The organism is Litorisediminicola beolgyonensis (assembly GCF_042679605.1).
GTDB lineage: Bacteria > Pseudomonadota > Alphaproteobacteria > Rhodobacterales > Rhodobacteraceae > Litorisediminicola > Litorisediminicola beolgyonensis.
Genome location: NZ_JBHTMU010000026.1, coordinates 1 through 14,841, shown reverse-complemented (window position 1 = coordinate 14,841; position 14,841 = coordinate 1). Strand labels below are relative to the sequence as shown.

The following is a 14,841-nucleotide window of genomic DNA, read 5'->3' as shown; positions in this document are numbered from 1 at the left end:
TGCATCGGTGGCGGCTCCTTGCCGGGCGCGGCCTGCAATCGGCAGAATGGCAAATCCGGGGTTGTGGGTTTCCGGAGGCGTGCTTATCTCGCGTGAGATGACTGCTGCTCATTCCCCCATCGCGCTCGAGCAGATGCTCTGCTTCGACCTCTATTCAGCGAACCACGCGTTCGGCCGGCTCTACAAGCCGTTGCTCGATCCGCTTGGGCTGACCTATCCCCAGTATCTGGTGATGGTGTCGCTCTGGACCGAGGACGGGCTGAGCGTCGGCGAGATCGGGCGCAAGCTGGGTCTCGAATCGAACACGCTGACGCCGCTCCTGAAGCGGCTGGAGGCCTCGGGTCTTCTGACCCGGTCCCGCGATGGGGTCGACGAGCGCCGCGTGATCGTCCGGTTGACGCGGGAGGGCAGCAAGCTTGCCGAACGCGCGCATGACGTGCCGCGCTGCGTCGCCGACGCGGCCGGGCTGACCGTCGAGGACATCGCCGAGCTGCAGGACACGCTGCGGCGGATCTGCCGCAACATCGCGGCCAGCCAGGACTGATCCCGACCAGGGTCCGGCCACGGCATTTGGCCATTGCCGCCGCATTCTCACCGGAATCCCCGCCTAGCGTCCCGACCGGGAGCACCTCCGAAGAGAGGGCCCCGATACGGTCGTGTTGTGGAGAAACCGGGCATGCTGGGTTTGTTGATGGCGCTGTGCATGGCGCTGGCGGGAACGATCCTGAACGGGATCTTCGGAGAGCTGGAGGACGGCTCCCACGCGCATGGCGCGGAAGAGGAGAGCATCTTTTCCGAGCCGGAGCTGTCCCAGTTGGATGCGGGGGCGGATGCGCTGCCCGCCGGGGCCGCAAGCGAGCTGGTGATGCCGACGCTCGATGGGCCGGAGCCCTATTTTCCCGAATTTCAGCCCGGCACCGATCAGCTGGTCGTGCTCTATCCCGATGACGAGCCGGAACCGGATTTCGACGACCTGACGCTGACCTATGACAGCGAGTATGACGAGACCGAGGTGCGGGTCACCTCGGAAAGCGGGACGCGGCTGGTCTGCTACCTGCCGGGCGTCTGCCCCGAGGATATCGGCCCCAACGCGGTCAGCTTCCTGCCCGCCTCGGACGCCCAGGGCATGATCTGAGGTCTCAGAGCCGCGCGCGGAAGGTGGCGGCGACCTCGTCATAGACGGCGCGCTTGAACGGCACGATGGCGGCCAGCATGTCGTCGAGCGGCAGCCAGCGCCAGGACGAGAACTCCCGGTGCGGCTGGTCGATGTCGATCTGGTCGTCGGTGCCTTCGAAGCGCAGCAGGAACCACTTCTGCTGCTGGCCGCGGTAGCGGCCCTTCCAGATCCGCGGAACGATGTCATGGGGCAGGTCGTAGGTGACCCAATCCTCGGTCTCGGCCTCGACGGTGACGAGGTCCGGGGTGACACCGATCTCTTCCTGAAGCTCCCGAAGTGCCGCGTCGCGCGGGCTTTCGCCCGTGTCGATGCCGCCCTGGGGCATCTGCCAGGCCGGGTGGTCGGTATCGATGCGCTGCCCGGTGAAGATATGGCCGTCGCGATTGACCAGCATCACGCCGACGCAGGGGCGATAGGGCAGGGCGGCGATCTCTTCGGGGGTCATGGCGCACTCCGGCTGGGTCTCAGCCAGACCTAGCCTTCGGCGACCCGGATTTCGAGACGAAATCCGCGCGAAATCCGGACCGGATTTCGGCCCGGACCGGATGACGCGCGGAGGAGCCGAAGCTCAGTTGTCGGTGCCGTCCGCCTCGGCGGAGTCCTCGTCCGTCACGCCGGGCGCCAAGGGAGAGACGACGTTCGGACCGAGCGCCGAGAGACCCTTGAGGATGTCGATCGCGTAGGCCAGCTGGTAATCCTCTTCGCGGAGCGCGGCCGAGGCTTCTGCCCGGGCGCGGTCTTCCTCGATCTGGCGGATCTCGTCTTCGCTCAGGCTGTCATTGTCGAGTGCGCCGCGCAGGTCCGCCTCGGAGCGGGTCGGACGGCCGGTGGCTTCTTCCTCCATCTCCTCGGCATTGGGCGGGCGCTGCGGCTGGGCGACGACGATGTCGGGCGACACGCCGAGCGCCTGGATCGAGCGGCCCGAGGGCGTGTAGTAGCGCGCCGTGGTCAGGCGCATCGCGCCTTCGCCCCTGAGCGGCATCACCGTCTGCACCGAGCCCTTGCCGAAGCTCTTGGTGCCGACGACCACCGCGCGGCGGTGATCCTTGAGCGCCCCGGCGACGATCTCGGAGGCCGAGGCCGAGCCGCCATTGATCAGCACCACGAGCGGCTTGCCGTCGGACAGATCGCCCGGCTCGGCATAGTAACGCTCGCCATCCTGCGGATCGCGGCCCCGGGTCGAAACGATCTCGCCCTTCTCGAGGAACGCGTCGGCGACCTTGATCGCCTGGGTCAGGAGACCGCCGGGGTTGTTGCGCAGGTCGAGGATCACGCCGTTGACGCTGTCGATCCCGCCCGCCGCTTCGATCTGCTCGGCGAGCCCCTCTTCGAGGTTGGGATAGGTCTGGTCGTTGAAGGTGGTGACGCGCAGGACCACGCTCTGACCCTCGGTGCGGGCGCGCACGGCGGTCAGGGTGATCGTGTCGCGGATCAGGCTGACGTCGAAGGGTTCGGGCTCGCCGTCGCGCACCACGGTGATCACGATCTCCGAGCCCACCGGGCCGCGCATCAGGTCCACCGCCTCGTCGAGGCCGAGGCCCAGAACCGAGTCGCCGTCGACATGGGTGATGAAATCGCCGGCCTGGATGCCGGCCTCGGCGGCGGGCGTGTCGTCGATGGGCGAGACCACCTTGACGAAGCCGTCCTCCTGCGTGACCTCGATGCCGAGACCGCCGAACTCGCCGCGAGTCTGGACCCGCATGTTCGCGGCGTCGTCGGGCGAGAGGTAGCTCGAATGTGGGTCGAGCGAGGTCAGCATGCCGTTGATCGCGGCCTCGATCAGGTCCTTCTCGTTGACCTCCTCCACATATTGCGCGCGGATCCGTTCGAAGATGTCGCCGAACAGGTCGAGCTGCTCGTAGACGTTCACCGAGCCTTCGCTTTCCTGGGCGAGCAGCGGACCCACGAATTGCGTGGTCGCGACGATGCCCGCCAGCGTGCCGCCTGCGGCGGCCATGACGAATTTCTTCATGCTCGTATTCATCCCTTGTCGGTTGCGAACCACGTCAACGGGTCGACCGGTGCGTTGTTCTGCCTGACCTCAATGTAAAGCGTTTCCGGGCGCGGGTTGCCAGACCCGGAGGTGGTTTGTAACGCGTCCGTGTCCGCCGCGCCGCCCATGAGACCCACGGGCGCGCCGCTGTCCAGAACCTCGCCGATCTCTCCGAAGGCGGTGTCGAGGCCCGCGAGCACGAAGAGAAGATCGGCCTGGGGCTCGAGGATCGTGACCAGCCCGTAATCGAGAAGCGGCCCGCGGTAGCGGATCGTCGCCGGAACCGGCGTCGTCACCAGCGCGCCTGGCCGTGTGGCGAGCACGAGACCCGGGCGCGCGACGCCCGCGGCATCGGCCTCGCCCGAGCGGCGCAGGACCTGTCCGGCGACCGGCAGCGGCAGCGCGCCCGTGCGGGCGCTGATGTCTTCGGGCGCGTCGGGGATCTCGCCCTGACCTATCTCGGACAGACCGCTTGCGAAGCCCGAGAGCGTCTCGGTCGCGGCGATCAGGATGGCGGTCTTGATCGGATCCTCGGTAAAGCGGCGGGGCAGTTCGGTGCGCTCGGCGATGGCCTGGCTCAGCGCGGTGCGCGCGGTCTGGACCCCGGAGAGCCCGCGCCGGAGCGTGTCGGCGGCGTCCTCTTGCAGCGCCCGGAGCGCCTCGACCTCTTCGAGCTGGTCGCGCAGCGCCAGCGCCTCGCCCGCCAGTCCCGGCGTGACCGAGGCGACGAGCATGCCCGCGCGCGCCGCACCCACGGGGCCCGCGGGGTGGAGCATCTGTTCGGCGGTGCCCTGGGACGAGATCGACTGCAGCGCGCCCAGAAGGGCCGCCACCTCGCCTTCGCGCGCGGCAAGATCGCGGCGGAGGCGGGTTTCGCGGATCGAGGCTTCGCGCAGGCCTTCGCGGAGCGCTGCGAGACCGTCCTCGAAGGCGCGGACGGTGGCGGTCAGGGCGGCGACGCGGTCGCGCGCGCCCTCGGCCTGATCGAGCGCGATCTGCGCGGCTTCGAGCGCGGTGGCGGCCTGGCGCGCGCTGTCGCCCGGGGCCTGCGCGGCAGCCGGGAGCGCAAGCGCGCAGGAGAGAAGAAGCGCCCGGATCATCTCCGGATGAGGCTCTGCCCGGTCATCTCGGCGGGTTGGTCGAGGCCCATGAGCTCGAGGAGCGTCGGCGCCACATCGGCCAGACGCCCGGCGGCGACGGTCGCGCCCTCGGGGCCGCCGCAGAGGATCACCGGCACCGGGTTCAGCGTGTGGGCGGTGTGCGGGTTGCCGGTGTCGGGATCGACCATGACGTCGCAATTGCCGTGATCGGCGATCACAAGCATCGCGCCGCCCGCGGCCTCCAGTGCCTCGAGCGCCTGCCCGAGCCCGTCATCGACCGCCTCGCAGGCCTTCATCGCGGCCTGGAGATCGCCGGTATGGCCGACCATGTCGGGATTGGCGTAGTTCACCACGATCAGGTCGTAACCGTCGCCGATCGCCTCGACCAGCTTGGCGGTGACTTCGGGCGCGCTCATCTCGGGCTTCAGGTCATAGGTCGCCACGTCCGGGCTTTTCGGCATGAACCGGTCTTCACCCTCTTCAGGCTCTTCCCGCCCGCCATTGAGGAAGAAGGTGACATGCGGGTATTTCTCGGTCTCGGCCAGGCGGAACTGGCGCAGGCCGTGGCGCGCGACCCAGGCGCCCAGCGTGTTCGGCAGATCGCGCGGCGGGAAGACCGTCGACATATAGGCGTTGTGGCCCTCGGAATACTCGACCATGCCGAGCAGCGTGCGGAACGGCGGATCGCCGCGCTCGAAGCCGTCAAACTCGGGCTTGCCGAGGGCGGCGAGGATCTCGCGGGCGCGGTCGGCGCGGAAGTTCAGGCAGAAGAAGCCGTCATCTTCGCCGATCCCGTCATAGCCGTTGATCGCGACCGGTTCGATGAACTCGTCAGTCTTGCCGTCGTCGTAGCTCTGGCGGACCGCCTCTTCGGCGCTGTCGCAGGCGCCGCCGGTGCCGTAGACGAAGACGTCATAGGCCTTCTTGACCCGCTCCCAGCGGTTGTCGCGGTCCATCGCCCAGTAGCGCCCGGTGACGGTGGCGATCTCTGCGCCGCGCGGCAGACCCTGGTGGAGGGTCTTCAGAAACCCTTCGGCGCTTTTCGGGGCGACGTCGCGGCCATCGGTGATGGCATGGACCTTCACCGTGACATCCGCATGCGCGATCGTGCGCGCCGCGGCGAGAATATGGGTCAGGTGGCCGTGCACGCCGCCGTCCGACACGACGCCCATCAGATGCGCAGTTCCGCCGCTCTCCTTGAGCGTGGCGATGAAGTCCTGCAGGCGTTCGTTTTCCTGGAACGACCCGTCCTCGATGGCGAGGTCGATCTGGCCGAGATCCATCGCGACGACGCGGCCCGCGCCGATATTGGTGTGGCCGACCTCGGAATTGCCCATCTGTCCGGTGGGCAGGCCGACATCGGGGCCGTGGGTGACGAGCGTGGCGTTCGGGCAGTCCTGCATCAGCCGGTCCATGACCGGCGTCGCGGCCTGGTGGGGCGCGTTGGCCTCGGGCGAGGGCGAGAGGCCCCAGCCGTCGAGAATGGCGAGAACAACGGGTTTCGGGGTGGTCATGGCAGCGCTCCCGGAGGCGGTGATGCGGACAGGCAGGGCCTAGCAGAGGCTGGCGCGAATGTGGAGAGGCAAGGCGCGCTGACGGGACTGTTGCGGGGGGCGGCGAGGGGCTAGGCTCTTGCGAGGACGTTCGGGGAGGTCGGCAGTGGCGGCGATGACGCGCAGACGGGCACTGACGCTGGCGGCGGGCTTTGCCTGCGCGCCGCGCGTGTCGCGCGCGGCGGAGCGCTGGACCGGCACCGCGCTCGGGGCGGATGTGTCGGTCAGTCTCGACGGACCGGAGGCCACGGTGCGCGAGGGGCTCGCGCGGGTGCCGCAGCTTCTGGCGGAGGTCGAGCGGACCTTCAGCCTTTACCTGCCCGAGAGCGAGCTGTCGCGGCTGAACGCCAGCGGCAGGCTCGACGCGCCTTCGGCGATGATGTGGGACGTGATCGCGCAGGTCGACCGGGTGCACGAGATCACCGGCGGGCTCTTCGATCCGACGGTGCAGCCGCTCTGGCGGGCGCTGGCCTTCTCGGGCGATCCCGATGCCGCGCGTCCGCTGATCGGCTGGGACCGGGTGGAGACCGGCGCGGGGATCGTGCTTGATGCGGGTCAGGCGCTGACGCTCAACGGGATCGTGCTGGGCTATGCCACCGATCTGGTCTGGGGCGCGCTGCGCGAGCTTGGCGCGGAGCGGGCGCTGATTTCCCTGGGCGAGCAGGCCGCGCTGGGCGGGCCCTACCGCCTGCCGATCGAGGACCCGGCAGCCGGGACGGTCGGTTGGCGCAGCCTGCGCGACAGCGCGGTCGCGACCTCGGCGCCTGCCGCGCTGCTTCTCGACGAGGGGCAGGGCCATATCCTTGCGCCGGACGGGAGCCCGCCGATCTGGTCGAGCGTCAGCATCGAGGCCGAGAGCGCGACCATGGCGGATGCGATCTCGACCGTGGCGGTCTTCTTGGGATTTTCGGAGCTGCAAGAGCTGATGGCCGTGGCGCGGCTGGGCCGGATCACGCTGGTCGGACCCGATGGGCAGGTCCACGGCCTGTGACGCGCGCCCGGCTGTGGCCGGACGCGCGGGATGCGAGGATCAGACCTCTTCGTTCGGATACCAGTCCACCAGCTTGACCTCGGCGGCATCGCCCACGAGCGAGGCGAACTCCTCGGGGTCCTGGGTGCCGCCGTCGCGGCCGCGGTAGTGGTAGGGATAGACATAGGCCGGCTTGAACGTCTTGACCGCCTCGGCCGCCTGCTCGGCGGTCTGGGTGAAGGGCAGGTTCATGCAGAGGAAGGCCACGTCGATATTCTCGAGCGCCAGCATGTCCTCGGTCGGCTCGGTGTCGCCGGAGATGTAGACGCGGAAGCCCTCGAAGCTCAGGACATAGCCGTTGTCGCGGCCCTCGGGATGGAAGTTCATCCGGTCCTCGGTGGTGTTGTGAGCGGCGATCGCGTCGATGCCGAGCCCGTCCCAGTCATGGCTTTCGCCATTGGCGAGCGTCATGGCGCCGGAGGCGAGATCCGCGGGCAGCATGTCGTGCACGGCGGGGTTGGTGATCAGGCTCGTGTTCTCGCCCATCAGCGCGGTGAGCGTCTCGGCGTTGTAGTGATCGCCATGCTCATGGGTGATGAGGATCAGGTCGGCGGGCGGGAACTCGGCGTAGCGGGCGGGGTCGCCGACCGGATCGACATAGATCGTGCCCTTGGGGGTCTCCATGACAAAGCTCGCGTGATCGAGCGGATGCACTGTGATGTCGCCCGCATCGGTGGAGAACATGTTGCCGGCATGGGCCTCGGCGAGCGCGGCATAGGGCAGGATCATGGTGCCGCCAGCCGCGGCGGCGGCGCTGACGAGAAACGTGCGTCGGGTCTGGGACATGGCGTAAGGGCTCCGGTTATCAGGACACGTGGTCCTTGCACGAGCTAGCGGCGCGCGTCGGGCTTTCCACCAAGGCCCGTTCGCAACCGCGTGAGCGGCGCGGTCCTTGGGCGGCGATATGTCGGGGAACTGGCAAACCTATCCCAAAGCGGACATACTCTGACCAAATTGCAGGGATAACACTCCGTCAACCATGCTCCGATAGAACGAGCAGACGCCACAAAGGCAGAGCAGGCCGCGCCGATGCTGGAATTCGACAATGTCAGCAAGTCCTTCTGGACCGGATCCCATTACAAGGTGATCCTGAACCAGGCGTCGTTCCGCGTCGAACTGGGCGAAAGCCTCGGCATCCTCGCTCCGAACGGCACCGGGAAGACCACGCTGATCAAGATGATGGCCGGGCTCGAGAAGCCCGACGAGGGCGAAATTCGCCGTGGCTGCCGCGTGTCCTTCCCGCTGGGCTTCATGGGCGGCGTCGTCAGCCGCATCTCGGCGCGCGAAAACGCCCGTTTCATCGCCCGGCTCTACGGGCTCGACCCCGATTACGTCGAAAGCTTCTGCCGTTACGTCTGCAATCTCGGCGAATATTTCGAACAACCGCTCGGCACCTATTCGTCGGGCATGAAATCCCGCTTCACCTTCTCGCTGATGCTGGCGCTCGATTTCGACATCTACCTGATCGACGAAGGCATGCCGAACTCCACCGATGTGGAGTTCAACAAGAAGGCAGGCGACATCCTGGCAGAACGCCTCCGGACGACGACGATCATCATCGTCTCGCACCAGCCGGAAATTCTCGAGAAGTTTGCGAAGAAGGCGGCGGTCCTGATGGACGGCACGCTGCACATGTTCGACACCTTGGAAGAGGCGAAGCGTCTGTATGACTACGAAACCCAAGGCTAAGAAATTCCGCATCCGCCGGGCGACGCCGCCCGACGGGGCCGAACCGACGCAGCAGGTCACGGGCGCCGTCACGCCGTCCTTGACCTCCGCGAGAACCAGCGCCGCGCCCGCCGAAAGACCCGAGGCCGAGCCGTTCTCCGAACGGCCCGCGCCGCGGGCGACGGGCACGATGGGCGGACCCGTTCCGCGCTCGGGCGAGGTCTCCTCGGCCCGGCAGGTCGCGGCCGAAACCGATATCGAGGCGATCCGCGCCGAGGGGCTGACCGGACGACAGCTGCGCATGGCGCGCCGCGTCGCGCAGCGCCACGGGCTCGAGCCGACCTCGGATTTCGACGCGGTCCGGATGCTCCGCAAGCGGGGCATCGACCCGTTCCAGCGCTCGAACATGCTCGAGCTTGTGCCCTCGGGCGACGACGCGCCGCGTCCGGGCGAGCCGGACAAGCTGCCGCAGACCATCCGTGCCGGCGGCACCGCCGGGCGCACGCAGTTGCCCTCGGTCGAAACCATGAGCCCGGCAGAACGTCGGGCGATCGAACTGGCCAAGATCCAGAAGGAACTGGGCCAGCGCCGTCGTCGCCGCTTCGTGCTCTTGATGACGCGCCTGTCGTTCTTCGTGATCCTGCCGACGGTGCTTGCGGGCTACTACTTCTTCGCCGTCGCGACGCCGATCTACGCCACCAAATCCGAGTTCCTGATCCTCAAGAACGATTCCGCCGGCGGCAGCGGCGGCATGGGCGGGCTCCTGTCCGGCACGCAGTTTGCGACCAACCAGGACGCCATCGCGGTGCAATCCTATCTCGCGTCAAAGGATGCGATGCTGCGCCTCGACGAGGACGAGGGCTTCAAGGCGCATTTCGAACAGGCCTGGATCGACCCGCTGCAGCGGCTGGATACCGATGCCTCGAACGAGAAGGCGTATTCGCTCTACCAGCGCTATGTCGAGATCGGCTACGACCCGACCGAGGGCGTGATCCGGATGGAGGTCATGGCCGCCGATCCCGAGGTCGCGGCCGAGTTCAGCCGCGCGCTGATCGGCTATGCCGAGGAACGCGTCGACCAGCTGTCGCAGCGCAAGCGGTCGAACGCGGTGCTCGATGCCGACGAGGCGCTGGCCGAGGCCGAGCAGGATCGTCTCGACGCGCAGGAACGGCTGGTGCGTCTGAAGCAGGAGAGCGCGGTGATCGACCCGCAGGGGCGGATCGCGGCGATGCAGAACCAGATCAACACCTACGAGATGCAGCTTCAGGAAAAGCGGCTGCAGCTCCAGGCGCTGCTCGACAACCCGCGGCCGAACCAGAGCCGGGTTGAGGGCGTCGAGGGCGATATCCGCCGTCTCGACGCGCTGCTGAACCAGCTCAATTCCGACATGCTGACCGCGACAACCGGAGAGGATTCGCTGGCCGAGATCGCGGTTCAGGTGCAGCTCGCCGAGGCCGACCTCGCGACGCGGGACATGATGCTGCAATCGGCGCTCGAACGGCTCGAGACCGCGCGGCGCGATGCCGACAGCCAGGCGCGCTACCTGACGACCTCGGTCGTGCCGGTCGCCTCGCAGGACCCGAGCTATCCGCGCGGGTTCGAGAACACGCTCCTGGCGTTCCTGATCTTCTCGGGCGTCTACCTGATGATCTCGCTGACCGCGTCGATCCTGCGCGAGCAAGTCTCGAGCTGACCCGGCGCCCGCGCGGGCGCGTCAGAGATTGTCCGCGACGCGAAAGCCTTCGGGCACCGCGTCGCGGCCCTCGAGCATCAGATCGGCCATTACCTGCGCCACGTTCGGGGCCATGCCGAAGCCGATCTTGAAGCCTCCATTGGCGATGAAGTGACCGGGCCGGTCCGGCCAGGGCCCCAGCATCGGCGCGCGGCTGCGGGCGCGGGGGCGCACCCCGGCCCAGCGTGACAGGACGGGGGCCGAGGCGAGCTCCGGCAGCGCTGCCACTGCGCGGTCGAGAAGCGCGTCGGCCTGAGCGTCCGTTTCTGTCGGGCTTGCGAAGTCGCGCTCGGTTGTTGAGCCCACGGCGCAGGTGCCATCGGCATGGAGCACGATATGCAGCCCGTCCACGAAAAGCTGCGGTGCGTCCGGGGCGGCAAAGCCCAGTAGCAGGGCCTGACCCTTGATGCCGGTGCCCACGGTGCGTCCGACGGCTGAGGACAGCGCGTCGAGCCCCGCCCAGCCCGTCGCGTGGAGAACCGCGCCCTCTTCTGCGCCCTCCGTCACGATCTCGGCGCCCCGCGCGGCGAGCGCGGCGGCCAGCGCGTCGCAGGCTTTGCGCGGATGCACCCGCGCGCTGAGGGTATCGAAGACCCAAAGGCCCGTCGGAGACGGGGGCGCGAGGGGGCCCGGGGCCTCCGTCACCTCCCACCGCGCATGACCCTGCCAGAGCGTGGCCGCGCTGTCCGCCCGCCCGCGCGCCAGCGCCACCGCGTCGGCATCGGCCAAGGGCTGGAGTCGCCCGGTCCGGGCATAGCCCGGCGCGCCGCCGCCCGTCTCGGAGACCTCCGACCAGAACGCCTCGGCCATCAGCAGGCTGTCCAGCTGGAAGGCCTTCTTGGCGTTCCAGTTTTCCGGCACATGCGGCGCCAGCGCGCCGACGATGCCGCCCGAGGTGCCCGCGCCCGGCCCGCCCGGATCGATCACCCGGACCCTCGCGCCGCGGCGGGTCATCTCCCACGCGCAGGCGAGGCCGAAAATCCCGGCGCCACGCACGGTCACGTCGATCCTTGCCATCGCCCGGCCCCCGGTGCAGTGTCTCGCGTCTCGGATCACCTAAGGCATCGGGCGATGGACGACCAGACGCGGCTCGACTGGCGGGACGGCGTGCCGGTCTCGACCCGGTTCGACGACCCCTATTACTCGCTCGAGGACGGGCTGGCGGAAACGCGGCATGTGTTCCTGCGGGGCAACGGCCTGCCGGAGCGGTTTCGCGACGGGTTTCACGTCGCAGAGCTGGGCTTCGGCACGGGGCTGAACCTTCTGGCAACGGTGCAGGCGTGGCGAGGCGCGGGCGTGGTCGGGCGGCTCCACTATACCAGCTACGAGCTGTTCCCCTTGGCCGCGGAGGACATGATCCAGGCGCAGGCGGCCTTCCCGGAGGTCGCGGAGATCGCCGCCGAGCTGATGCCCTATTGGCGCTCCGGTGCGCGGGAGATCGTGCTCGGCGACCTGCAGTTCCGGCTGGTCGAGGGCGATGCGCGGCAGACCGTTCCCGCCGCGACGACCCCGGTCGATGCCTGGTATCTCGACGGGTTCGCCCCGGCCAAGAACCCCGAGCTCTGGGAGCCCGCGCTTCTTCAGGCCGTCGCGGATCGGCTGGCCGAGGGCGGCACGGCGGCGAGCTATTCCGCGGCAGGCCACGTCAGACGCGGTCTTGCATCGGCAGGTCTCGACGTCGCGCGCGTCCCGGGATACGGGCGAAAACGGCACATGACCGTCGCCCGGAAGGACCCCAGATGACATCGAACGACACGCGCCGCGGCGTGATCCTCATGCTCGTCACCACGCTGATCTTCGCGAGCCAGGACGCGATCTCGCGCCACCTTGCGGGCGAATACAACACCTACATGATCGTGATGATCCGCTACTGGTTCTTCGCGGCCTTCGTCTGCGCCATCGCGGGGCGGCAGGCGGGCTCGATCCGCAGGGCGGCGGCGACACGCCAGCCCTGGGTGCAGGCGGCGCGCGGTGCGATCCTGGCGCTCGAGATCATCGTGATGATCCAGGGCTTCGTGTTCCTCGGCCTGGTCGAGAGCCACGCGGTCTTCGCCTGCTACCCGCTGCTGATCGGAGCGCTGTCGGGGCCCGTGCTGGGCGAGCATGTCGGCTGGCGGCGCTGGTTGGCCATCGCGGCGGGTTTCGTGGGGGTGATCATCATCCTCCAGCCCTCGGGCGGGGTCTTTTCGCCCTACGCGGCGATCCCGCTGCTCGCGGCGTTCATGTTCGCGCTTTACGGGCTTCTGAATCGCTATGTCGCGCGGCAGGACACGGCGGCCACGAGCTTTTTCTGGACCGGAACCGTCGGCGCGGTGGTCACCACCGCCATCGGCATCTGGTTCTGGGAGCCGATGCGCGGCCCCGACTGGGCGTGGATGGCGCTTTTGTGCGTGACCGGCGCGGCGGGCCATTACACGCTGATCAAGGCCTATGAGCAGGCCGAGGCCAGCGCGATCCAGCCCTTCGCCTATTTCCAGCTCGTCTTCGCCTCGGCGATCGGGCTCACGGTCTTCGGCGAGACCCTGCGCGTGAACGTCGCCATCGGCGCGGCGATCATCGTCGCCGCGGGGCTCTTCACCTTCTGGCGCGAGCGGATGCGCGCGCGCGCACTGGCGCGCTAGGCGCTTATTGCCGGGGGAGGGTCGAGCCGGTCAGTTCCTTGGAAAACGGCACCGGGTGCATCGTCTTGCCGAGCCGCGCGCGGTAGATCGGCACGCTTTCGGCGACGCGCATCACATAGTTGCGGGTCTCGTCGAAGGGGATGTGCTCGATCCAGTCGACGATATCGGCACCGCCGCGACGGGGATCGCCGCGCTCCTTCATCCAGCGGATCGGACGGCCGGGACCGGCATTGTAGCCCGCTGCCATCATCACGACATTGCCGTCGAAGCGCTCGGAAAGATCGGCGAGATAGGCCGAACCGAGACGCGCGTTATAGGCCGGGTCGGAGGTGAGCTTGGCCAAAAGGAAGGTCTCGCCGATCCAGCCCGAGACCTCGCTCGCGGTGCGCGGCATGAGCTGCATCAGGCCGCGCGCCCCGGCATGGGAGACCACGACGGGGTCAAACTCGGATTCGCGCCGGGCGATGGAGAGCACCATCTCGGTCGGGATCGGAAACTCGCGGTCGAGCAGCGGGTGGAGCGCGTAATAGGGGCCGGGCACTTCGATCCCGGCCTGCGCAGCGCGCTTGCCCAGCATGATCTGGATATGCGGCTTGCCAAGATCGGCGAGCATGTTGCCGAGGCTGCCGATCTCGTTGCGATCGAGGCTTTCGGCCAGGTGGGTGAGGAAGCGTTCCGCCAGCTGATCCTCGCCCCCGGCCATCAGAAGCATGGCGGCCTGGAAGACGCTCTTCTTGGTGAAGGCAGCCTCTTTCCAGTCTGGGAAGGTTTCGGTGCCTGCGAGGGTGGTGTCGGGCGCGAGCTTGCCGCGTTCGGCGGCGAGAAGGCCGTAGAACGAGGTCTGGTATTTCGCACCGAAGGCGTAGCCGCGGGCGGCGCCCTCGGCATCGCCCATCGCCTCGCGGGCGCGGCCCTGCCAGTAGCCGGCGCGGCCGAGCGAGATCGGCGTGTCGACCGCGGTGGCGAAGCGGTCGAAATGGTCGGCGGCGATCTCGGGCTTCTTGAGATAGGTGAGCGCAATATAGCCCGAGAGCCATTCGAGAGACGCGAAATCCGAGCCGGAGGTCAGCTGGTGCGACGAGGCGATGTCGTAGGCGAGCGCGCCCTTGCCCTCGAGCATCGTGGCGCGCGCGAGGTCGAGGCGGCGATCCGCCCAGGCCCAGGGTTCGCCCAGACCGCCCGTCTTGGCGGATCGCTCAAGCAGAAGCTCGATGGCATCGTCGGTGCGGCGCTTCTTGACGCGCCAAGCGAAGCGGTCATGCGCCAGCCCCGCGTCATCGGCGAGCGCGGCGGGCACCCGCTCGATCGCGCCATCGACGCCCGCGGCCTGGTCCTGGAGCGCGATCCGCGCCTCGGCCAGCGCGCGCTGGCCGTCGGAGACCAGGGGCAGCATCGCCGAGGCGTTCGCCCGCCAGCCCTTCCAGAGCGCCATGGCGAGCCGGTCGTCATGGTAGGGCTTCAGGAGCGCGCCGTGATCGGCGAGAAATGCCGCGTGTTCTTCGGAGGAGAGCGCCAGCGTCTTCCAGGCGAGGATGATCGTGGCCTTGGCAGCGTCCTCTTCGCCCGCGGCGCGTTCGGCGCGGGCCAGAGACAGCGCGCCGGTGCCGGTCTGCGGGGCCTCGTTGCCGAAGAAGGCGCGCACCTCGTCATGCGTCGCCTCCGAGATCGCCTGCTCGCTTTTCTCGCGCAGGTAATCGAGACCGGGCCAGTCGGGATTGCGGGCGAGGAAATCCTGCACCTGCCGCGCGTCGCCATTGCCCGCCCGGAGCCAGTGCCAGAGAATCACGTCGAGACCGGCCTGACCGGAGCCGCGCGCCTCGATCATCGCGGAGGCCCAGTTGGCGTCGCGCATGTCGGCCATCGCGCGGCGCAGCGGCGCGGGGTCGTCGGTCGTGCTGGGCAGGCGGACCGCCGCCGTCCGGCGCTGCGGCTGGCTGATCGTCGAAAGCCGCGAGCCGGTGGGTTCG

14 protein-coding genes are annotated in these 14,841 nt (G+C 68.6%); 7 read left to right on the top strand and 7 right to left on the bottom strand.

Features of this window, described 5'->3' with window-relative positions; translation table 11 throughout:
- The first annotated feature begins 97 nt into the window (after nt 1–97).
- Both ACFQ4E_RS13800 and ACFQ4E_RS13795 read left to right on the top strand, forming a co-directional pair.
- The gene (locus tag ACFQ4E_RS13800) at nt 98–544 is read left to right on the top strand and encodes a MarR family winged helix-turn-helix transcriptional regulator (protein WP_386804519.1); all 447 of its coding nucleotides are present in this window, start codon (nt 98–100) and stop codon (nt 542–544) included.
- A gap of 132 nt (nt 545–676) precedes the next feature.
- Nucleotides 677–1,135, top strand: a complete 459-nt coding sequence (locus ACFQ4E_RS13795) for a hypothetical protein (protein ID WP_386804517.1) — start codon at nt 677–679, stop codon at nt 1,133–1,135.
- A gap of 4 nt (nt 1,136–1,139) precedes the next feature.
- Here ACFQ4E_RS13795 and ACFQ4E_RS13790 read toward each other — a convergent pair whose 3' ends face one another.
- The 4 genes from ACFQ4E_RS13790 to gpmI all read right to left on the bottom strand — a co-directional run bounded on the left by ACFQ4E_RS13790 (nt 1,140) and on the right by gpmI (nt 5,784).
- Nucleotides 1,140–1,622 carry an RNA pyrophosphohydrolase gene (locus tag ACFQ4E_RS13790; protein ID WP_386804515.1) on the bottom strand — a complete coding sequence of 161 codons (483 nt, stop codon included), beginning with the start codon at nt 1,620–1,622 and terminating at the stop codon, nt 1,140–1,142.
- Between the two features lie 123 nt (nt 1,623–1,745).
- Entirely contained in the window at nt 1,746–3,149 is a 1,404-nt protein-coding gene (locus ACFQ4E_RS13785) for a S41 family peptidase (RefSeq protein ID WP_386804513.1), read from the bottom strand.
- A gap of 8 nt (nt 3,150–3,157) precedes the next feature.
- Nucleotides 3,158–4,270 (bottom strand): murein hydrolase activator EnvC family protein, encoded by a 1,113-nt coding sequence (locus ACFQ4E_RS13780; protein WP_386804511.1) that lies wholly within the window; start codon nt 4,268–4,270, stop codon nt 3,158–3,160.
- The gene (gene gpmI / locus ACFQ4E_RS13775; RefSeq protein ID WP_386804509.1) at nt 4,267–5,784 is read right to left on the bottom strand and encodes a 2,3-bisphosphoglycerate-independent phosphoglycerate mutase; all 1,518 of its coding nucleotides are present in this window, start codon (nt 5,782–5,784) and stop codon (nt 4,267–4,269) included. The genes ACFQ4E_RS13780 and gpmI overlap by 4 nt, the downstream gene beginning before the upstream one ends.
- A gap of 154 nt (nt 5,785–5,938) precedes the next feature.
- Between gpmI and ACFQ4E_RS13770 the strand changes: the two genes are divergently transcribed.
- The gene (locus ACFQ4E_RS13770) at nt 5,939–6,814 is read left to right on the top strand and encodes an FAD:protein FMN transferase (protein ID WP_386804507.1); all 876 of its coding nucleotides are present in this window, start codon (nt 5,939–5,941) and stop codon (nt 6,812–6,814) included.
- A 39-nt stretch (nt 6,815–6,853) separates the two neighbouring features.
- Here ACFQ4E_RS13770 and ACFQ4E_RS13765 read toward each other — a convergent pair whose 3' ends face one another.
- The gene (locus ACFQ4E_RS13765) at nt 6,854–7,639 is read right to left on the bottom strand and encodes an MBL fold metallo-hydrolase (RefSeq protein ID WP_386804506.1); all 786 of its coding nucleotides are present in this window, start codon (nt 7,637–7,639) and stop codon (nt 6,854–6,856) included.
- Nucleotides 7,640–7,882: 243 nt separating this feature from the next.
- Here ACFQ4E_RS13765 and ACFQ4E_RS13760 point away from each other — a divergent pair, with 243 nt between their 5' ends.
- Entirely contained in the window at nt 7,883–8,542 is a 660-nt protein-coding gene (locus ACFQ4E_RS13760) for an ABC transporter ATP-binding protein (protein ID WP_386804504.1), read from the top strand.
- The gene (locus ACFQ4E_RS13755) at nt 8,520–10,214 is read left to right on the top strand and encodes a capsule biosynthesis protein (protein ID WP_386804503.1); all 1,695 of its coding nucleotides are present in this window, start codon (nt 8,520–8,522) and stop codon (nt 10,212–10,214) included. Before ACFQ4E_RS13760 ends, ACFQ4E_RS13755 begins: the two co-directional genes overlap by 23 nt.
- A gap of 21 nt (nt 10,215–10,235) precedes the next feature.
- On the opposite strand, the gene ACFQ4E_RS13750 is transcribed toward ACFQ4E_RS13755, so the two are convergent.
- Entirely contained in the window at nt 10,236–11,270 is a 1,035-nt protein-coding gene (locus tag ACFQ4E_RS13750) for an NAD(P)/FAD-dependent oxidoreductase (protein ID WP_386804501.1), read from the bottom strand.
- A 54-nt stretch (nt 11,271–11,324) separates the two neighbouring features.
- On the opposite strand from ACFQ4E_RS13750, the gene mnmD reads away from it, so the two are divergent.
- Both mnmD and ACFQ4E_RS13740 read left to right on the top strand, forming a co-directional pair.
- Nucleotides 11,325–11,996, top strand: a complete 672-nt coding sequence (mnmD, locus tag ACFQ4E_RS13745) for a tRNA (5-methylaminomethyl-2-thiouridine)(34)-methyltransferase MnmD (RefSeq protein WP_386804499.1) — start codon at nt 11,325–11,327, stop codon at nt 11,994–11,996.
- Nucleotides 11,993–12,874 (top strand): DMT family transporter, encoded by an 882-nt coding sequence (locus ACFQ4E_RS13740; RefSeq protein ID WP_386804498.1) that lies wholly within the window; start codon nt 11,993–11,995, stop codon nt 12,872–12,874. The genes mnmD and ACFQ4E_RS13740 overlap by 4 nt, the downstream gene beginning before the upstream one ends.
- A 4-nt stretch (nt 12,875–12,878) precedes the next feature.
- Here ACFQ4E_RS13740 and ACFQ4E_RS13735 read toward each other — a convergent pair whose 3' ends face one another.
- Nucleotides 12,879–14,777, bottom strand: coding sequence for a lytic transglycosylase domain-containing protein (locus ACFQ4E_RS13735; protein ID WP_386804603.1), 1,899 nt, complete (start codon nt 14,775–14,777; stop codon nt 12,879–12,881).
- Nucleotides 14,778–14,841 lie beyond the last annotated feature (64 nt).